The following is a 19,843-nucleotide window of genomic DNA, read 5'->3' as shown; positions in this document are numbered from 1 at the left end:
TCTAGTTTGCGTGGAGAGAAATATGTTAGTTAAGAAACTACTGTCCTGGTTCGCCGTTGCGGCAATGGTAGTATCCTGCCAGGTCGTGGCCCAGGAGTCGGATGATCCCTATCAATTGTTGTCGACTGTGGCGACTAAGACGTTTGATCGTATAAAAGGGGAAAGAGGGGACATTCAGGCTAACCCTGAACTGCTGCGCCAGATTATGGAGCAGGAGCTGTTGCCTTATATCGATTATAAGTTTGCTGCCCTTAAAGTCTTAGGTAAGCATTTTAAATCGGTGCCTCGTGAGCGCATTCCTGAGTATGTACAAGTGTTTCGTGATTATCTGGTCACAACTTATGCACTGGCACTAGCACAATATGACAACCAGACGGTGGAGTTTGAGCCAAACCGTGGTGAACTGGACGAAGACCGGGTGGTAACAGTACGGGCATTGATCAAAGAGCCTGGCAGACCTGACATCAAGCTGGCCTTTAAAGTGCGTAAGAGTAACAACACCGAGCAATGGAAAGCCTATGACATGGTGGCAGAAGGCATCAGTATGTTGTCCAGTAAGCAAAGTGAACTGGAAGGCATTATTCGTCAGGATGGCATTGATGCGGTGATTAAACTGATGAAAGAGAAAAATGCTCAGCCGATTAACCTGCAAAAAGTGGCCAAGGATAACGCATGAGCGGGCTGAGCCTCAGGGCCCAATCACAGCCGGGTCAGTTTGATTTGAGCGGCAGTCTCACCCGTGACCATGTGATGGGCCTGGCATCTGCGTGTCAGCAGCTATGGAAACATAACAGTCTGGTGCTGGATTTGGCCGGGATTCAGCAGTCAGACATGGCTGGCCTGGCCTGGTTGGTGCAACTGGTGGGAGAGGCACATAAACAGAAAGTCGAGGTGCAGTTGCATAACTTGCCAGTTACTTTACGCAAGTTAGCAAAAATCAGCGACGTGGAATCACTTTTGCCGTTACAATAACCAGCCTGTGTCACAGGCTGGAAGTTCTCGTCATGCCAATCAATCAAATCGAACAATTACTCAGAGATGCCCTGGAACTGAGTGAATTGTATGTAAAGGGAGAAGGCTCCCATTTCCAGGTAATTGCGGTATCCACTGTGTTTGACGGCGTCAGCCGGGTCAAGAAACAACAGATGGTCTACGGCCCCCTTTCTGCCCTGATTGCCGATGGCACAGTTCACGCCCTTTCCATTAAAGCTTTTACGCCCGAAGAGTGGCAGCGTGAACGCAAATTTATTATGCCGGAGTAATTAGTGGATAAATTACTAATCAAAGGAAATGGGCCGCTAAGCGGTTCGGTGCGCATTTCAGGTGCGAAAAATGCCGCTTTACCCCTGTTGATGGCTGGCTTGTTAACTGACCAGCCCTGTATTTTTACCAATGTGCCTGCGCTACGTGATATCAAAACGACGCTGGCCTTGTTGGAACAATTAGGTGCCAGGGTAAGCCATACAGAAGACACTGTCAGCATTGATGCCAGTGAAATTACCAATCTTATTGCGCCTTATGAACTGGTTAAAACCATGCGCGCTTCAATTTTGGTGCTGGGGCCGCTATTGGCAAAATTTGGACGGGCACAGGTGTCCTTACCCGGTGGATGTGCCATTGGCGCCAGGCCGGTGAATCTGCATCTTAGCGGCCTTGAGCAAATGGGCGCCAAAATTGAAGTGGATGCCGGATACATAACCGCTGAGGTGGAAGGTCGTCTGCAAGGCGCTAACATTTTTATGGATATGGTCAGTGTCGGCGCAACAGAGAATCTGATGATGGCGGCCGTGCTTGCCGAAGGCACCACTATTCTGGAAAACGCCGCACGTGAACCTGAAATTGTTGACCTGGCTAACTGCCTGAACAGTATGGGGGCCAATGTCAGGGGTGCAGGAACCGATAAAATCCAAATCCAGGGCGTGGCGTCACTCAATGGTTGCCATCATAGGGTATTACCGGACCGCATCGAGACAGGCACCTTCTTGGTTGCTGCGGCAGCAACTGGTGGACAGATTCGTTGTGAACAGGCTGCGCCAGATACCCTGGAAGCCGTACTGAGTAAATTAAAGGAAGCCGGCGCCACTATCACTGTAGGTGATGATTGGATTGAACTGGATATGCAAGGCAAGTCACCTAAGAGCGTTAATATAAAAACCGCTCCGCATCCTGGGTTTCCTACCGACATGCAGGCTCAGTTTGTGACGCTTAACTGTGTCGCCAGTGGCACTGGCGTGGTAACTGAGACTATTTTTGAAAACCGCTTTATGCATGTTCCTGAACTGCAACGCATGGGCGCTAAGATTGATTTGGAAGCCAACAGCGCAGTGTGTCGCGGTGGTTCAAAACTCAAGGGGGCGCAGGTGATGGCCACCGATCTACGTGCTTCTGCCAGCCTGGTGATTGCCGGCCTGGTGGCCAAGGGCGAAACTCTGGTTGACCGGATTTATCATTTGGATCGTGGTTACGAGAAAATTGAAGTTAAGCTGGGTGGTGTGGGCGCTAAAATTGAACGGGTTAAGTGACCCCACATAACCTGACTAGAAAGGCCGCATTGCGGCCTTTTTTGCTTGGGTCTAACTACTGGTTAATTCAGATACTTTCACGGTAACGCTGACGGTGGTGCGTTTTTTGTCTTCGTCCTCTCGCAGAAGTTCAAAGGTTAACTCGGAGCCAGGGGCGGTTTCTGCAACCTGATCCAGGGTTTTAAAGGTACTTTCGATGGGCTTGCCGTCAATTTTTACCAGAATGTCGCCAGTGCGAATCCCATAGCGCGCCGCCGGACCTAAAGGGTCCACACCGGTGACAAGAATGCCGGCGTCACTGATAATTTCCGCACCGCTAATGCCCAGATAGCCTCTGATCACCCGGCCATGGGCAATAATATCGTCCATAACCCGTTTGGCCAGTGCATAAGGCACGGCAAAGAATATGCCGGCCACATCCTTTATTCGGCGGTTACGATCCAGGGTTTTGAAATTGGCATTATTGATGCCCACTAATGTGCCGTTGCTGTCCACCAGTGCGCCACCGGAGTTACCTTCATTTAGTACCGCATCCATCTGGATAAAATCGGCGTAGTTGGCGTTACTGACATAGTTACTCAGTCCACCACGGCCAGTGGCGCTGATAATGCCCTGGGTAATGGTTTGACCAAGGTTGTAGGGATTACCAATGGCTAATACCAGGTCACCAACCCGGGTGTTGTACTGTTCGCTCTGGGGGATAACCGGCAGATTTTCGTCTGTTACTTTCAGTACTGCCAAATCCGTGTGAGGGTCCTGTCCCACTAAGGAGGCTTCAAGTATACGGCCATCCTGTAACATCACATTAATGCGTTCAGCATCTTTAATTACGTGGTAGCAGGTCAGGATATGGCCGTTAAACGTCATAATCACACCTGAGCCCAAACTGGTGCGTTCAATAGGCTGGCGACGATAATACAGTGGCCTGGTGTCGTAGCTGGTGCTGTAAATGTTTACAACGGCAGGCGCGGCTTTGCCTATGGCCTCGGCAAAACTCAACGGCGGGGGCTTACTTCCTGCACTTTGAAACAGGTTGAAGCTCAGGCCTGCATTGTTGCGTAACTCTGGCATAGCCAGCAGCAGAATGCCTGCAACAAAAATGCCCAGCAATATGGACTTAATCAAGAAAACGAGCCAACTTGAATTTTTCACGGGCGCTGATGATGATTCAAAACTGCCCAGAGGATAGCATTGTCATGCAGTGGATGACAGTATCAAGGCGCAGCACTGAGTAATAAGCAAGATACTGTTATGACAGAAAAAAGGCTGCCGGGAGGCAGCCTTTTGGTGGCAATCTGGTGCGAATTAACGAATCACCAGATAGAGCGAGCTCTTACCTCGCTTGATATTCAGGGCTACTACGCCTTCATTGTCACGCAGGTAACTGCGCAACTCACTGACATTCTGAATACGTTGGCGGTTGATGCCTACTATTACATCGCCATTCTGTAATCCCAGCCTTTCAGCAGGCGAACGACTGGCGATATCTGAGACTAACACACCATTGATACCGTCTTCCGTTTTACCATCTGACAGATTCGCACCTTCAAGGAAGGGGTGAATTTCACTGGCGGCGACATTAGCAGAGGTGTAATCACCCAGGGTGACTTCCACATTCTTGCGTTTACCATCGCGCAGCAGCCCTAGTTTCACTTTGCTTCCAGCGCCTAATGTGCCTATTTTAGCGCGCAGTTCGGTGAAGCTGCGGATATCCTTGCCATCAATGGACAAAATAATATCACCTGGTTCAATACCGCCTTTTTCCGCCGCTGAACCGGCATTCACTTCGCGTACAAATGCACCTTGGTGTACATCCAGGTCCATGGCCTTGGCCAGTTCGGAATCCAGGTCGCCACCAAGAATGCCCAGCAGACCGCGGCGAATTTCACCAAATTCAATTAACTGATCAGACAGGTTCTTCATCATATTGGAAGGAATGGCAAAACCAATCCCGACGTTGCCGCCGTTGGGGCCGTAAATGGCGGTATTGATTCCCACCAGTTCGCCGCGCAGGTTAACCAGAGCGCCACCTGAATTACCACGGTTGATGGCAGCATCGGTTTGAATAAAGTCTTCATAACCTTCGATATTAAGACCACTGCGGCCCAGCGCACTGACAATACCGGAGGTAACTGTTTGGGTCAGGCCAAAGGGGTTACCTATGGCCACCACAAAGTCGCCGACCCGAAGTTGGTCTGAATCGGCCACTTTAACTGCATGCAGGTTGTCGGCCTTGACCTGCAGTAAGGCAATATCACTTTGTTCGTCAGAGCCTAGTTTTTTGGCTTCCAATTCCCGGCCGTCAACCAGTGTGACGGTGATTTTATCGGCCTGATCCACCACATGGTTGTTGGTGATGATATAGCCTTTGTCTGCGTCAATAATGACGCCGGAACCCAGGCCGCGGAACGGACGTTCCTGCACTTGCTCGTCTGGTGCGTTGGGGCCAAAAAAGAAGCGGAACATTTCCGGCACTCTTTGTCTGGACACCTGCGTGCCAGCCACCGAGATGCTTACGACTGCGGGTTTCACTTCTTCCAGCATCGGGGCCAATGAAGGCACCTTATCGTCGTCGCCGAAAAACGGAATGGCGGCGCTGGTAGTGAATGACGCACTGGCTATGGCCAGTGCACTGATGGCAAATACCTTGGTGATGTTTCGTCCAAAGGCTGTTTTCATTGCTGCTATTTCTCCAGGCTGATTCAAGGACAAAAGTATTCAACAGACACAGTGGGCGGGTAGAAAGTTCAATGCAAATTTAGTCCGCAGACGATGACGTGCTTTTACCGGTACCTTTAAACAAACCCGTCCCGGCATTGGCATAATCCCTGGGTTGATAGTCTGTGGTCTGGCTGACCGGTTGTTGTTTTTTACTTTGATTGCGCAAATAGGCTGACGCCTGCTCGCCAAAATAATTGAGCTGAGGCTTGTCCTGCTCAGTGTCCACCTGAGTCAGCAGAGACTCGTAGTTCTCCATCTGGCTCTTAAGCATCTCGCTTTGTTGGTCGATTGTAGCCAGCATCTGACGACATTCACTGATATGGATAGCGGCCTGCTCTGACATCAAGCGTTTGATGTCCTGCTCTATCGCCATACCGGATTGTTTGTCACCCGATTTGTTCAGGCTGTATCTGGCCGCAAAAAAGCCGATGACAGCCCCGCACACCAGCAGCAAGAGTCCTACTATCCAGTCCATAACCTCTCCCCCAAATAAACAACAAAAAGCACGCGGCGTGCAAACATGGTGGCAGTGGAAAACGGCATTTGCCGCTATCAAGCGATCAAAGTGCAGATTTTACCGCCGACACCCTTTACTTAATAATACCCGCTACGCAAACTATGCGGCCAGTTTATTTTTATTCAAGCATTCGGCCGTCCGTTGGGACATATTTGAGTCGATTGGCATCATCAGTGGATCGCGACACATGTTATCTATGACCCCGTGGCAAAAATACCAGCAGGATCTGCAATCGCCGGACTTTTTTGCCGATTCTGCGCAGGAGAATGCGGTTCGGCATCTGCAGGAACTGTATGAAAAGTTGTTGGTGGAAAAGCCCAAGAAAGGCGTGACGGGGCGCTTGAAAGGGCTATTCAGCAGAGGTCAACCTGCCCCGGTTCAAGGTCTGTATTTTTGGGGCGGGGTAGGACGGGGTAAAACCTATCTGGTGGATACCTTCTTTGAATGCTTACCGTTCGAGCACAAGATGCGCATTCACTTTCATCGTTTTATGCATAAGGTGCATCATGAACTTAAGGCCCTGGCTGGCCAGTCTGACCCCCTGAAAACCGTAGCGAGACGCTTTGCTAAAGAAGCCAGAGTGATCTGTTTTGACGAGTTTTTTGTGTCGGACATCACCGATGCGATGATTTTAGGTACCTTGATGGAGGAACTGTTCAGTCATGGTATCGTGCTGGTTGCCACCTCCAATATTGTGCCGGATGAGTTGTACCGAAATGGTTTGCAGCGGGCCAGGTTCCTGCCTGCCATTCATTTGATTAAGCAGCACTGCGCTGTGGTGAATGTCGACAGCGGTACTGATTACCGGCTTCGGGCTCTCGAACAAGCAGAAATTTATCATCATCCACTGGACACAGATGCCACGGAAAATTTGCACAGATACTTTATCCAGTTGGCACCGGAAGAAGGTACTCAACACCAACCAATAGAAGTGGAAGGACGTAAAATTCAGAGTTTGCGTGAGGCTGATGGGGTGCTAATGATTGACTTTCGCGCTATCTGTGATGGTCCCCGCAGTCAGGCTGACTACATGGAGCTGAGTCGTTGCTACCACACTGTGCTGGTGGCCAATGTGGAACAAATGGGGCAGCAAGTGGACGATATTGCCCGGCGTTTTATTGCCATGGTGGACGAGTTTTATGAGCGCAATGTCAAATTGATTATGTCGGCGGCGGTGCCGTTAGAGGCGCTTTATACCGAGGGGCGTCTGAACTTTGAGTTTAAGCGCTGCCTGAGTCGCCTGAAAGAAATGCAGTCTCACGATTATCTCGCTTTACAGCACCTGCCTTAAATCAAGTTAACCAAGACAGGCAACACCTCTGTTGAAGCCTGTCTTTTGCTAAGACTATTGCTTATTTCATCTGCATTGTACTGCGGGGTAAGCATCGCATTCCTGCGGTTGCCCAGGCTAGGGTATAAGAACTTATACATAGGTACTGGCGCTAGTCTGTCACCTTTGCCAATCCTTTTATAAGCTTATCTCCGTCAAGACCCGAATGTATAAATTTGTTTAGAGGCAACACCCATGAAAAAGTCAGCTATTGCAGTTATCGCCAGCCTGGTAGGTTTCGTTTTTACTCCTGTGAGCCAAGCCGATATCAACGAAGATTTGCAGAATATCTGCACCATCGTAAAAAACGATGATAAATCTGAACTGCGTAAGAAAGTCAAAAAAGTGCAGGATGACTACAACCTGCGTTTGGGTGACTACTACACAGGGATCAGCTGTGGTGGCAATAGCCTGATTCGCTATGCGATGGAAAATGGCGCCAACGAAGTCGGCACCTTTATGATCAAAAAAATGAGCAAATCTGACCTGACTCAGGCCGAAGCCGATGGGCAACTGCTGCAACAGTGGGCAGAAAGTAATGGCCATATCGCCAGTCCCATAGGTCAGGAATTGTTGGCCAGGATCAACTGATAGAATTTTATCCGGCGTCTCAGATTCAGACTTTCGAACATAAATTAGCTGATTAAACGGACTAAGGCGGCTGGCATCGTCCAGCTTCCACAGGATTGGGCAGCACTCTCTTGAAGGTCTTGACGCCTCTTAATTTGAGAGAGTGCTTTAGCCCAACTTATGCAAAACCCCGCAACACAGCGGGGTTTTTTATGTCCAGGGATGGACGGTATGCCGGTGTAGCAGGAGCAATCACCGGCGATGTCCAGGGATGGACGGGCAGAAAAACTGCTCCTGCGTTTTCTGCACTTCCGCCATCCTTGGCGGGCGTATGCCGGTGTAGCAGGAGCATTCACCGGCGATGTCCAGGGATGGACGGGCAGAAAAACTGCTCCTGCGTTTTCTGCACTACCGCCATCCCTGGCGGGCGGAGCCTGGCTTATGGCATTTGAAAACAATAGTTTGCAACCCTTGTCTACTTTATTGGGGTCAGTTCAATCTGCCATCTGCCATCTCAACGCCACAGCTTCAGTAACTTATCTTTTCTGAAACTTAACAGCAGTAACAACACCCCGATATACACAAGCGGTTGTGTGATATCGGACTTTACCGACCAGATATAGTGCAGGGCAATGAGTCCGGCGGCCAGATAAACCCAGTTATGTAATTTTTGCCAGTTGCGGCCAAGACGGCGCTGGGCGGCTTTGTTTGAGGTCAGTGTCAGGGCCAGCAGAATTATCCAGGCACTGAAACCTACAGTGATATAAGGCCGTTTGACAATTTCACTGAGCAGCAACTGCCATTCCAATTGCAACTCGAACAGAATGTAACTGGCCAGGTGCAGCAGTGCATAGAAGAAAGCATACAACCCCAGTAACCGGCGCACCTGCATAAACTGGCTGATACGAGACCACCTGACCAGTGGCGAAATAATCAGACATAACAACAGCAGGTTAAATGCCCCGATGCCGGTAAAGTGCAAAATGCCCTCTACAGGATCGCCGCCTAACTGATCCGTACCGGCCCGGTAATAGGTAAGCAAGGCCCAGCCCAGACTGAGTAAGTGAATCAGAGCCTTGAGCCAGAAGATGTTCCTGCGACTCAGTCCTCTAACCATCAGTAATGTTGCCTTAAATCCATACCAGAATAGAGGCTGGCCACTTCGTCATAGCCGTTGAACAGCTGTGTGTCGATTCGGTTACTGGAAAACAGGCCACCCGTGGTGATACGTCTCTCTCTGGCCTGACTCCAGCGTGGGTGATCCACTTTGGGATTAACATTGGCGTAAAAGCCATATTCCTGTGCCGCCAACAGATTCCACGTAGTGGGTGGCTGCTTATCAACCACGCTGATTCGTACAATGGATTTAATGCTTTTAAAGCCATATTTCCAGGGCACCACCAGGCGGATAGGGGCGCCATTCTGTGCCGGCAGGCTTTTACCATAAAGCCCTACCGCCAGAAAACTCAGCGGATGTGCAGCTTCGTCTATACGCAGGCCTTCTACATAGGGGTAATCAATACCGCCGCCGCGAAAAGGGTTGTTTTGACCTGGCATCTGCTTAGGGTCGTACAGCGTTTCAAAGGCAACATATTTACCACTGCTAAGAGGCCGGGCTTTGTTCAACAAGGCATTCAGCGAGAAGCCAATCCAGGGGATCACCATAGACCAGGCTTCGACACAGCGAAGGCGGTAAATGCGTTCTTGCAGTGGCGCTAATTTGAATAGTTCATCAAACGACAGGGTAAAAGGGGTTTCCACCAGGCCATCCACTCTGAGCTGCCAGGGATCGACCTGAAATGCCTGGGCATTGGCCTTGGGATCGCTTTTATCGGTGCCAAATTCATAAAAATTGTTATGGCTGGTAACCTTGGTTTCAGGTGTCAGAATCTGGCTTTGCTGTTGCGCCTCAGCATAGTCCAGCACATGAGTTTTAAATCTGGGTTCATCATCGCCAAATAAGCTGATGCCGCTGGCCTGATGCGAGGCCAGCAGCGCCCCGGCACCGATAAAGCCCATTTGCTTTAACAGATGCCGCCTTTGCTGGTAGATTTTTTCGTCTGTTACCTGATTGTCTTTAAGTGTCCAGGATGTGGGGCGCTTAATCAGCATAATGTTTCTGGTTCCGTTAACAGGGATACCAGAGATGACAGGCAAAACGGTTATTTTGTTTCAGCAGTGCCATGCTCAGCTCTGTAACATTTGTTGCAAAGCTTGCTGATTCGGGCTGCAGTCGCCAATATTTTGCGCCACCCAATCCTTGTTATAGTAGGTTTCAAGATAACGTTCACCGCTGTCGCACAACAGGGTGACAATGGAGCCACCCTTACCCTGTCGGCGCATTTCATCTGCTTTGATCAGTGCCCCCCACATATTGGTGCCGGTTGACGGCCCGACCTTGCGGCCCAACAGGTTTTCCAGCCATAGCATGGTGGCAATACTGGCTCCGTCCGCCACCTGCAGCATATCGTCCACCACGCTGGGGACAAACGAGGGTTCAACCCTTGGTCGACCAATACCTTCTATTTTACTGCCACAGGAAGTCAGATTGGCATTGCCGGAGAGAAAGTAGGGGTAGAACACCGAATGGTCTGGATCTACCACCAATAAGCGGGTGTCATAGCATTTATATCTGATATAACGGCCAATAGTGGCACTGGTGCCACCGGTGCCTGCGCTCATAACAATCCAAGCCGGGATGGGGTGGCGTTCGTAATGCATCTGCTCAAAAATACTGCAGGCGATGTTGTTGTTGCCCCGCCAGTCAGTCGCTCGTTCTGCATAAGTAAACTGATCCATATAGTGACCCTTGAGTTCTTTGGCCAGGCGCATGGACTCCGCGTAGATCTGGTCACTTTTTTCAACGAAATGGCATTGTCCGCCATAAAACTCAATTTGCTGAATCTTTCGCTGCGCCGTATGCCTGGGCATGACTGCAATAAAAGGTAAGCCAAGTAGTCGGGCAAAGTAAGCTTCAGATACCGCCGTGCTGCCAGAGGATGACTCGATGATGGTGGTTTGTTGATTAATCCAGCCATTGGTCAGGGCATACAGGTATAACGAACGTGCCAATCGATGTTTCAAACTGCCGGTAGGGTGTGTGCTTTCATCTTTTAAGTAGAAATCAATTTGTTCAAAACCCGGTACTTCGAGTTTGATCAAATGGGTGTCTGAAGAACGTTGGAAATCCGCCTGAATACTTTCAATGGCCTTGTGAGCCCATTCTCTGCACATATGAAGTATTGCCTTTGTATTTGGAGTGGCACTAACCTTTAGCAAAGATGAGTGTGCCGATGTTAAGAATGGGTATAACTTATATCAAAAGGTAGTATTAAATTCGACAACAGCGTAATCAAATTGGGTTATTGCATCGGCACTACACGCGGAGCCGGACGTGTTGTGGTCGGATTCTGTTGCTCGGTAAAACTGGTTAGTGCCAGCATCGCAACACAAAGCCAAAACAGCCTGAAGAAGAGCTTGTAACGCACTATATAAACTCATGGTTCTGTTACTAGAGCTACAAAGTGTTGCGAGTCACTCAATCCTCCCAGCTAATTTTGTATATTTGAGTAGCCGCGTTTTTCTGCTGGTAAATTAAGATGTTAAGTTTTCGGTGCAGTAGCACATATTGAATAAAATGCAAGCAGTTGCGCCTGGCGGATGACATTTGCCTTGAAATAGCGGACACTTGGCGCCACTTAGTCATTCACATTCATATAAAAAGAGAACTGAAACATGGCTCGCAACTACGTTATTTTGGATAAGGAAGCTCACAAGAAGCTGAAGGTTAAGCAGGATCCCACTCTGGCTCATGGTAAAGCCTCGCACCTGGTTGGTGTGTCTATTCGTGAATTCGCGCGCGCGTCCAGCGCCGTTCCACTGGTGTTGATCAAAGATGAATCTGCCAATCGTTATCATGTGGCCGGTCTGTATGGTTTGAACGAAGGTGTGAACCTGTATTTCTCTGAAGAAGGCTGGCAGAGCCATTTCGCCCCATTAAATCTGCAGCGTTATCCTTTTGATGTGCGTCCCAATGGTGAACAGCTGTCTATCTTTATTGACAAAGACAGTGAGCTGGTGGGCGAAGATGATGGTTTTGAGCTGTTTAAAGAAGATGGTTCAGTATCCGAGTACCTGGAAAGCCGCCAGCGTATGTTGTCTGATCTGGTTAACAGCGAAAACGTAACCCAGGAGTTTGTTAAGCAACTGGTGGATCTGGATCTGGTTGATGAAGTGCGCCTGGGCATTCGTTATGCCAATGGCGAGCAACGCCAATTGGTGGGTTTATACAACGTCAGCGAAGAGAAACTGCTGAAGTTGGACGACGAGCAGGTACTGAAATTGCACCGCAACGGTTTCCTTGGCGCTATCTATGCCATGCTGGGTTCTATGGGCCAACTGAACCGCCTGGTGCAGTTTTCGCAAAAATCTGAACAGCCTATTGCCTCTATTCAGATTCTGCCTAAAGAACAGGCCGAAGCTCAGCCTGCTGAAGCAGAAAAAGCTAACTAGTAAAAATGGGGCGGTATCGCTAGTCCGCCCCACTTGTCCTCTCCTGTCTATAGTAAAAATTCTTAAATCAGTACATCGATACTCACAAGCTACCACTTTTCTCCACCTTATCAATTACTTCCACAAAACCCTTGATATATCTGGCTTGCAGCCCGGAAAAGCGCAGATTTTTATTCCTTGACACTCTGTACTGGGGATACCTAAACTGTCATTTGTGGGTAAAAGTGGCAGAAAGTGGAAAAAATAACTTTAAAAGGCATGGGGAATGTTCCGCGGCGCTAACGCAATCAGTCTGGATAACAAAGGACGTGTAACGATTCCAACTCGTTACCGGCAGTCTTTGCTGGATGATTGTCAGGGACAGCTGGTGTGTACCATAGATAGTCAGCAACCCTGTCTGCTGCTTTACCCACTTACCGAATGGGAAGAAATTGAGCAAAAGCTGGCTCGCCTGTCCAGTATGAACCCCCATGAACGCCGGTTGCAACGCCTGCTTTTGGGTTATGCGCTGGAAGGCAATATGGATAACAGCGGGCGTTTTTTGTTGTCAGGGCCGCTGCGCCAGCATGCCAGGCTGGATAAACAGGTCATGTTGGTTGGCCAGCTCAATAAATTTGAGATTTGGGACGCAGAAATCTGGCAACAGCAAATTCATGCTGATATTGAAACCGAACAGCAGGGCGGTTTCGAATTAACCGAGAGACTTCAGGACTTTTCATTCTAATGTCCACCGATTTTGTTCATCAGTCGGTGTTACTGCAGGAATCCGTTGAGGCGTTAGCAGTAAAACCAGACGGCATCTACCTCGACGCGACTTTTGGCCGCGGCGGGCATTCGCGTGCCATTTTGGCTAACCTGGGCGAAACTGGCCGTCTTATCGGGCTGGACCGCGACCCTCAGGCTATACAGGCCGCTCAGGCACTTGCTGATGACAAGCGTTTTCAGATTTTCCATTGCGCTTTTTCCAATCTATTGAATGTGGTTGAAGATCTGGGCTTGGTGGGCAAAGTTGACGGTATCTTGATGGATCTGGGGGTCTCCTCACCACAACTGGATGACCCCGCACGTGGCTTTAGTTTTATGCGTGACGGTCCGCTGGATATGCGCATGGACACCACCCGGGGGATCAGTGCCGCACAATGGCTGGCACAGGCGGATCTGGAAGAAATCGTACCGGTACTCAAAGAATACGGAGAAGAACGCTTCGCAAGGCGTATTGCACATGCCATTGTGACCACCCGTGACGAGCAGCCCCTGACCCGCACCAGACAACTTGCGGAGCTTATCGATCAGGCGGTGCCATTTAAAGACAAACATAAGCACCCGGCTACCCGCAGTTTTCAGGCTATCCGCATTTTTATTAACCGCGAGCTGGATGAAGTCACCGACACGTTAAAACATGCTCTGACCGCATTAAATTCCGGTGGCCGCCTGGCCGTCATCAGCTTCCACTCCCTGGAAGATCGGCTGGTGAAGCGCTTTATGCGTGAGCAAAGCCGGGGCCGTCAGGTGCCGCACGGGCTACCACTCACCGAGGCAGAATTGAACGCCAGCAAAGCCATGAAGTTGGTGGGCAAGGCTATTATGCCGTCCGAAGCTGAGCTGTCGGTTAACAACCGGGCTCGAAGTTCGGTGCTCAGGGTGGCGGAAAAGCTATGAAAGATGGCCAAACCCAATTCAGCCTGGTTGGGCTGATATGGACTGACCTGACTCGCCACCCCGGGCGGGTTTTGTTGTATTTAATGGTACTGGGAAGTGCAGCTGCGGTGATTCTCAGTTCTCACCACAACCGTCAACTGACTATTGTCCATGAACAGCTCATGCAACAGCGTGATCAACTGGATGTGGAATGGCGCCATCTGTTGCTTGAGCAAAGCGCACTGACCGAACACAACCGGGTGGAAACGCTGGTGCGTAAGCAACTGAATATGCGTCGGCCGCAACCTGAAGACGAAGTGGTGGTGAGAATAAAATGAGCACCGCCGGTCAAGCCAAGAAAAACCAAAAGCCACGCCTGGTGGAATGGCGTTTTATGCTGGTGGCCTTCGTGGTGGTCTGCGTGTTTGCGACGTTGGTCGCCAGGGCGGCCTATATTCAGGTTATCGAACCGGATTCACTGATTCAGCAGGGTGATAATCGAACCAAACGTACCCGCTATACCCAGGCTCACCGAGGCAATATTACCGATCGTAACGGTGAAGAGCTGGCGGTTAGTGTGCCGGTACGGGCTATCTATGCAGACCCCAAGCTGGTTCATGATAACGGCGGATTTGCCGACCTGCGCCGTTGGCAGGCCCTGGCAGAAGTGTTGGGACAGGATCTAAAAGACATTCGTGCCAAGCTTGGCGACCCTAAAAAGCGTTTTGTTTATATCCAGCGCCAGGTCTCTCCCGCCATGGCCGATTATGTTGATCAACTGGATTTACCCGGAATCTACCTACGCAACGAATCACGCCGTTATTACCCTGTGGGGGAAGTATCCGCGCAGTTAATCGGTTTTACCGATGTGGATGACCGGGGCATTGAAGGCATTGAGCGGCTTTACAACGACTGGTTAACCGGCACACCGGGTGAACGTAAAATTCGCCGCGATGCCAAGGGGCGTCAGGTTGAAATTCTTGATGAAACACAAAGTGAACCCGGCAAGGATTTACAGCTAACCATAGATCAGCGCATTCAGGCGCTTGCATATAAAGAGCTGAAACAGGCAGTGGGTACTTACAAAGCGGCTTCTGGTTCCGTGGTGGTAGTGGATATTCACAGTGGTGAAATTCTGGCGATGGTGAATAGCCCATCGTTCAACCCCAATAACCGGGTTGGCGTGTCGCCGCATCGGATCCGCAATCGCGCCATTACCGACACCTTTGAACCAGGTTCAACGGCCAAGCCATTAGCGGTATTGGCGGCATTGGAATTTGGCAGTGTCAAACTGGATGAAGTTATTGATACATCGCCAGGGTGGATGCGCCTGGGGGGCAGCCTGGTACAGGATGCACGCAATTACGGCGAGATGGATTTGACCGGTATTATCCGTAAGTCCAGTAACATGGGCACGTCTAAACTGGCGTTGTCTGTACCTAAAGAACACTTTATCGAACTCTATTACCAGATGGGACTGATTGGCGATACCGGCACGCATCTGGTCGGTGAAAGCGGCGGGATTTTTCACGACAGATCCCGTTGGTCTCAGCATGAACTGGCAGCCTTGTCCTTCGGTTACAACATCGCTGTGACGTCAATGCAACTGGCGCGCATGTATTCCGTGATAGGTTCAGGCGGGATTAAGCGCCCATTGTCCATTATCAAGTCCAATCAGACTGTGTCATCAGAGCGAGTGCTCAGCAAAGGCAATGCGCAGGCTATGGTGCAAATGCTGGAAACGGTAGTACTGGACGGTGGAACGGCAACTAAGGCCAGAGTGCCGGGCTATCGGGTCGCAGGCAAAACCGGTACCAGCCGCAAGGCGGTTGCGGGTGGTTATGGGGAAGAATACGTGAATAACTTTGCCGGTATTGCGCCGGTCTCTGATCCCCAGCTTGTGGTCGTAGTGATGATAAATGAGCCAGGCGGCGATCTTTACCATGGTGGAGATACTGCCGCGCCAACTTTTGCCCGCATAATGGCCGGTGCCCTGCAGCTTCTGAACGTGCCACCAGACGACAAGACGGTGAATTCCCTGGCGTCAGCAGCCAAAGGGGGACGACATGATTCATGATATGACCCTGCGCCAGTTGTTGCTGCCATTTGGTATTGATGCACCCGCCATTGAACTGACAGATATGGTGCTGGACAGCCGTGATGTCGCCATTCATAAACTCTTTGTGGCGCTGATTGGCCACAAACTGGATGGTCGGGATTTTATTCCCCAGGCAATCAGTTTGGGCGCTAAAGCCATCCTGGCTGAAACTACCGAGGCCAGCGCGCACGGTGTCATGGAAATGCGCGAGCAATCGCTGATTGTGCAGTTTTACGGGCTGGCAGAGAAGCTGTCTGCCTTGGCCGCCCAATTTTATGCTTATCCGGCCGAGCAACTGCAAGTGGCAGCCGTGACAGGAACAAACGGCAAAACCAGCACAGTGCAGCTTATTGCCCAATTGAGTCAGGCCATGGGCCAGACCGCTGGCACCATAGGCACGTTGGGAGCGGGACTGCTTGGACAAGTGCAAGAAGGTACCAATACCACACCGGATGCCATCAGCATGCATAGGTTGTTGCGCCAGATGCAGGAGAAAGGCGCCGGATTGGTGGCGCTGGAGGCATCGTCTCATGCCCTGGTTCAGCATCGTATCGCCAGTGTCAAAACCGATGTGGCGGTCTTTACCAACCTAACTCGTGACCATCTGGACTATCACGGTGATATGAGTCGCTATGCGGCGGCCAAGCGCCTGTTACTTGAGCAAAAAGGCCTGAAAACTGCGGTGCTGAACCAGCATGAAGGCGAAAGTGAAAACTGGCTGGCGCAGGCTCGCGGACGCATGGATATTGTGTTCTACGGCATGCAGCAAGCCATTTATCCTGAGCAGCCTTATCTGCTGGCAAGCGCTGTAAATTATCAGCCTGATGGTTGCCAAATCAGCATTATCAGCAGCTGGGGTGAGGTACAAATACGGTCCCCTTTGTTAGGGCAATTTAATGTATTGAACCTGCTGGCTGCCATGGCTGTCCAACTCAGCTTTGGTCATTCGTTGCAAAAGGTCGCGAATGCCGTTCAGCACATCAGTACCGTACCTGGTCGGCTTGAGGTTTTTCATCAGCCAAACCTGCCCACATTGGTGGTGGATTACGCCCATACGCCGGATGCACTGGAGCAGGCGCTGAAGGCCTTGCGGCTGCATACCCAAGGGCGTCTGTTATGCGTGTTTGGTTGTGGTGGTGACAGGGATAAAGGCAAACGACCACTGATGGGAAAAATAGCCGAGCAACTGGCTGATCTGGCCATTATCACCAATGACAACAGCCGTTCTGAACAGCCATTGGCTATTGCCAGGGATATTCAGGCCGGTATGCAGCACCAGGAATCGGCTCTGATTGAACTGGATCGTCAGGCTGCCATCCGCCTGGCGATGAGTGAATGCCAGGCCGGAGATGTGATTCTGCTGGCCGGTAAGGGCCATGAAAACTATCAGATTATTGGCAATAACAAGATCAACTATGACGAGCGGGCCTTCGCATCGGCATTAATAAAGGGGACAAGCGCGTGATCTCTGTAACACTTGAATGGATTGCTGAGCAACTGCAGTCCGAGCTGCAAGGTGAAAACAAGGATATCAGCGGGGTCAGTACCGATACCCGCACTTTGCAAACGGGTGACCTGTTTGTCGCTCTGTCCGGTCCAAATTTTGATGGGCATGGTTTTGTCGAAATGGCAGAACAAAAAGGCGCTGCCGCTTTGATTGTCAGTCAGCCGGTGAAAAGCAGCTTGCCCTTTATTCTGGTGCCGGATACCAAACTGGCGCTGGGTAAACTGGCCGGTGCGGTCAGGCAACTGGTGCCGGTTAAAACCGTTGCCATTACCGGTAGCAGCGGCAAAACCACAGTAAAAGAAATGGTGGCGGCTATTTTGTCTCGCAAGGGCAAAGTGCTGGCCACTCAGGGCAATTTCAATAACGACATTGGTGTGCCCCTGACGCTGTTGCGACTGGAAGCCGATCATCAGTATGCGGTGATAGAGCTGGGGGCAAACCATCTGGGTGAAATTGCCTACACCACGGCATTGACCAGGCCTGATGTGGCCACCATTGTCAATGCTGCCGCCGCTCATTTGGAGGGCTTTGGTAGCCTGTTCGGTGTCGCCAGGGCTAAAAGCGAGATATTCAAAGGCTTACCTGACAAGGGCCTGGCGGTGCTCAATGCCGATAGCCAGTTTCTGGCCTTCTGGAAAGGCAAACTGAATCACCTGCGCATTCAGGAATTCGGTGAAGCGGCCGGTGATTTCCATGCTTCTGATGTGGCATTGGGTATGGATGGTTGTGCACAGTTCCAGATGCACACACCCAAAGGTAATTTGGATCTGACCTTGGCCGTTCCGGGTATGCATAATGTTTCCAATGCCTTGTGTGCTGCTGCTCTTGCCATGGAAGTGGGCGCCAGCCTGGAAGACATCAAGATGGGGCTGCAGGAGATGGGCCAAGTACGTGGTCGCCTGAATATTAAGGCGCTGACCAATCAGGTCAGGCTGATTGACGATAGCTATAACGCCAACGTCTCCTCTACACAGGCAGCCATCGACTTACTGGCCAGTTTTCCAGGTCGTCGGGTTTTAGTCTTGGGTGACATGGCCGAACTGGGTGAAAAAGCCCGTTTTTACCATGAAGAAATGGGCCAGTATGCGCTATCCAGAGGGGTGGATAACCTTTTCAGTTTGGGCGTATTGAGTCAACAGGCCAGTGACCAGTTTGGTGCAGCGGGGCGACATTTCAGCGAGGTGGACGCCCTGATTGCCTACCTGCAAGGCGAACTGCAAAGCGAACAACGTGATATCAGCATTTTGATTAAGGGCTCGCGTAGCGCACGTATGGAAAGGGTGGTTAAAGCCATCGAGGAGTCTCCCGTGGGAAAGTTTGAACGGGCCAGGGAGCGTATCGCATGCTGATTTGGCTGGCCGAGTGGTTACGGCAGTTCGATACAGGCTTTAACGTATTTTCTTACCTGACGATGCGGGCGATTTTAAGCACCCTGACCGCCCTGGTGATTTCCGTTGTACTGGGACCGCGCATGATACGCTGGTTACAGCATATGCAAATCGGGCAGACGGTCAGAACCGACGGTCCTCAGTCGCATTTGTCCAAATCCGGTACCCCAACCATGGGCGGGGTGCTGATTCTGGCTGCGATCATCAGCAGCACGTTACTTTGGGCCGACCTGACCAACAGGTATGTACTGGTCACCCTGTTTGTGGTGGCCAGCTATGGGGTGATTGGCTTTGTCGACGATTACCGCAAAGTGATTCGCAAGGATGCCAAAGGGTTAATTGCCCGCTGGAAGTATTTCTGGCTGTCTGTGGTGGCTATCCTGGTGGCGTTTTACTTGTACAGCAGCAGCCAGCAGGCCGCAGAAACTGCCTTGTTGGTGCCTTTCTTTAAAGAAGTCATGCCGCAACTTGGGTTGATGTATCTGGTGCTGACCTACTTTGTGCTGGTTGGCACCAGCAACGCGGTGAACCTCACCGACGGCCTGGATGGTTTGGCTATTGTGCCGACTATTCTGGTGGCGGGGGCTTTCGCCATCTTTGCCTATGTAACGGGCAATGTGAATTTCTCTGCCTATCTGAATATTCCACATATTCCTCTGACCAGTGAGCTGGTGATTGTTTGTACAGCCATTGTCGGCGCCGGGCTGGGCTTTTTGTGGTTCAACACCTATCCGGCCATGGTATTTATGGGCGATGTCGGTTCGCTGGCATTGGGGGGCGCATTGGGAATTCTGGCGGTGTTGGTTCGCCAGGAACTGGTGTTAGTGATTATGGGGGGGGTGTTTGTGATGGAAGCCCTATCGGTGATTCTGCAGGTGGGCTCGTACAAGCTTCGTGGGCAGCGGATATTTCGTATGGCACCTATTCACCACCACTACGAGCTGAAAGGCTGGCCGGAGCCGAGGGTGATTGTACGTTTTTGGATTATTTCTTTAATTCTGGTGTTGGTGGGTCTGGCCACCCTTAAACTCAGGTAGCAG

General features: G+C 50.8%; 20 protein-coding genes. 14 read left to right on the top strand and 6 right to left on the bottom strand.

Annotated features, from left to right (window positions below; all coding sequences use genetic code 11):
* The first annotated feature begins 22 nt into the window (after positions 1-22).
* The 4 genes from CSR04_RS15765 to murA are packed head-to-tail and all read left to right on the top strand — an operon-like array spanning position 23 to position 2,522.
* On the top strand, positions 23-676 hold the full coding sequence (locus CSR04_RS15765; protein ID WP_172449388.1) for an MlaC/ttg2D family ABC transporter substrate-binding protein: 654 nt from the start codon (positions 23-25) through the stop codon (positions 674-676).
* Complete coding sequence (locus tag CSR04_RS15760) at positions 673-972, top strand: STAS domain-containing protein (protein WP_102797262.1); 300 nt, start codon at positions 673-675, stop codon at positions 970-972. Before CSR04_RS15765 ends, CSR04_RS15760 begins: the two co-directional genes overlap by 4 nt.
* Before the next feature lie 32 nt (positions 973-1,004).
* Positions 1,005-1,262, top strand: coding sequence for a BolA family protein (locus CSR04_RS15755; protein WP_102797261.1), 258 nt, complete (start codon positions 1,005-1,007; stop codon positions 1,260-1,262).
* Positions 1,263-1,265: 3 nt separating this feature from the next.
* Positions 1,266-2,522, top strand: coding sequence for a UDP-N-acetylglucosamine 1-carboxyvinyltransferase (gene murA, locus CSR04_RS15750; protein WP_102797260.1), 1,257 nt, complete (start codon positions 1,266-1,268; stop codon positions 2,520-2,522).
* A 51-nt stretch (positions 2,523-2,573) separates the two neighbouring features.
* Here the strand turns inward: murA and CSR04_RS15745 are convergent, their stop codons facing one another.
* The 3 genes from CSR04_RS15745 to CSR04_RS15735 form a co-directional block, all read right to left on the bottom strand.
* On the bottom strand, positions 2,574-3,674 hold the full coding sequence (locus CSR04_RS15745) for a trypsin-like peptidase domain-containing protein (RefSeq protein WP_102797259.1): 1,101 nt from the start codon (positions 3,672-3,674) through the stop codon (positions 2,574-2,576).
* Between the two features lie 153 nt (positions 3,675-3,827).
* Positions 3,828-5,201, bottom strand: a complete 1,374-nt coding sequence (locus CSR04_RS15740) for a DegQ family serine endoprotease (RefSeq protein WP_102797258.1) — start codon at positions 5,199-5,201, stop codon at positions 3,828-3,830.
* 79 nt (positions 5,202-5,280) lie between these two features.
* Positions 5,281-5,718, bottom strand: coding sequence for a ZapG family protein (locus CSR04_RS15735; protein ID WP_102797257.1), 438 nt, complete (start codon positions 5,716-5,718; stop codon positions 5,281-5,283).
* Positions 5,719-5,956: 238 nt separating this feature from the next.
* Here CSR04_RS15735 and zapE point away from each other — a divergent pair, with 238 nt between their 5' ends.
* On the top strand, positions 5,957-7,051 hold the full coding sequence (zapE, locus tag CSR04_RS15730) for a cell division protein ZapE (RefSeq protein ID WP_281259796.1): 1,095 nt from the start codon (positions 5,957-5,959) through the stop codon (positions 7,049-7,051).
* A gap of 234 nt (positions 7,052-7,285) precedes the next feature.
* Complete coding sequence (locus CSR04_RS15725; RefSeq protein ID WP_102797255.1) at positions 7,286-7,681, top strand: DUF3718 domain-containing protein; 396 nt, start codon at positions 7,286-7,288, stop codon at positions 7,679-7,681.
* Positions 7,682-8,174: 493 nt separating this feature from the next.
* Here the strand turns inward: CSR04_RS15725 and msrQ are convergent, their stop codons facing one another.
* The 3 genes from msrQ to CSR04_RS15710 form a co-directional block, all read right to left on the bottom strand.
* On the bottom strand, positions 8,175-8,777 hold the full coding sequence (gene msrQ, locus CSR04_RS15720) for a protein-methionine-sulfoxide reductase heme-binding subunit MsrQ (protein ID WP_102797254.1): 603 nt from the start codon (positions 8,775-8,777) through the stop codon (positions 8,175-8,177).
* Positions 8,777-9,772 carry a protein-methionine-sulfoxide reductase catalytic subunit MsrP gene (gene msrP, locus CSR04_RS15715; protein WP_102797253.1) on the bottom strand — a complete coding sequence of 332 codons (996 nt, stop codon included), beginning with the start codon at positions 9,770-9,772 and terminating at the stop codon, positions 8,777-8,779. Before msrP ends, msrQ begins: the two co-directional genes overlap by 1 nt.
* Before the next feature lie 75 nt (positions 9,773-9,847).
* Entirely contained in the window at positions 9,848-10,894 is a 1,047-nt protein-coding gene (locus tag CSR04_RS15710) for a PLP-dependent cysteine synthase family protein (RefSeq protein WP_102797252.1), read from the bottom strand.
* 501 nt (positions 10,895-11,395) lie between these two features.
* On the opposite strand from CSR04_RS15710, the gene CSR04_RS15705 reads away from it, so the two are divergent.
* From CSR04_RS15705 to mraY, 8 genes are all read left to right on the top strand, one after another.
* Positions 11,396-12,172: a SapC family protein gene (locus tag CSR04_RS15705; RefSeq protein WP_102797251.1), complete on the top strand. Its 777-nt coding sequence runs from the start codon at positions 11,396-11,398 to the stop codon at positions 12,170-12,172.
* Between the two features lie 265 nt (positions 12,173-12,437).
* Positions 12,438-12,896, top strand: a complete 459-nt coding sequence (mraZ, locus tag CSR04_RS15700) for a division/cell wall cluster transcriptional repressor MraZ (RefSeq protein ID WP_102797250.1) — start codon at positions 12,438-12,440, stop codon at positions 12,894-12,896.
* Complete coding sequence (gene rsmH, locus CSR04_RS15695; RefSeq protein ID WP_102797249.1) at positions 12,896-13,831, top strand: 16S rRNA (cytosine(1402)-N(4))-methyltransferase RsmH; 936 nt, start codon at positions 12,896-12,898, stop codon at positions 13,829-13,831. Before mraZ ends, rsmH begins: the two co-directional genes overlap by 1 nt.
* Complete coding sequence (ftsL, locus tag CSR04_RS15690) at positions 13,828-14,148, top strand: cell division protein FtsL (protein ID WP_102797248.1); 321 nt, start codon at positions 13,828-13,830, stop codon at positions 14,146-14,148. Before rsmH ends, ftsL begins: the two co-directional genes overlap by 4 nt.
* Positions 14,145-15,887, top strand: coding sequence for a peptidoglycan D,D-transpeptidase FtsI family protein (locus CSR04_RS15685; RefSeq protein ID WP_102797247.1), 1,743 nt, complete (start codon positions 14,145-14,147; stop codon positions 15,885-15,887). Before ftsL ends, CSR04_RS15685 begins: the two co-directional genes overlap by 4 nt.
* Entirely contained in the window at positions 15,877-17,373 is a 1,497-nt protein-coding gene (murE, locus tag CSR04_RS15680) for a UDP-N-acetylmuramoyl-L-alanyl-D-glutamate--2,6-diaminopimelate ligase (protein WP_102797246.1), read from the top strand. Before CSR04_RS15685 ends, murE begins: the two co-directional genes overlap by 11 nt.
* The gene (locus tag CSR04_RS15675; protein ID WP_102797245.1) at positions 17,370-18,764 is read left to right on the top strand and encodes a UDP-N-acetylmuramoyl-tripeptide--D-alanyl-D-alanine ligase; all 1,395 of its coding nucleotides are present in this window, start codon (positions 17,370-17,372) and stop codon (positions 18,762-18,764) included. Before murE ends, CSR04_RS15675 begins: the two co-directional genes overlap by 4 nt.
* Positions 18,758-19,840, top strand: coding sequence for a phospho-N-acetylmuramoyl-pentapeptide-transferase (gene mraY / locus CSR04_RS15670; RefSeq protein ID WP_102797244.1), 1,083 nt, complete (start codon positions 18,758-18,760; stop codon positions 19,838-19,840). The genes CSR04_RS15675 and mraY overlap by 7 nt, the downstream gene beginning before the upstream one ends.
* Positions 19,841-19,843 lie beyond the last annotated feature (3 nt).

The organism is Bowmanella denitrificans (assembly GCF_002887595.1).
Taxonomy (GTDB): domain Bacteria; phylum Pseudomonadota; class Gammaproteobacteria; order Enterobacterales; family Alteromonadaceae; genus Bowmanella; species Bowmanella denitrificans.
The sequence above is the reverse complement of the archived record's forward strand: the minus strand, read 5'-3'. Positions and strand labels throughout refer to the sequence as shown.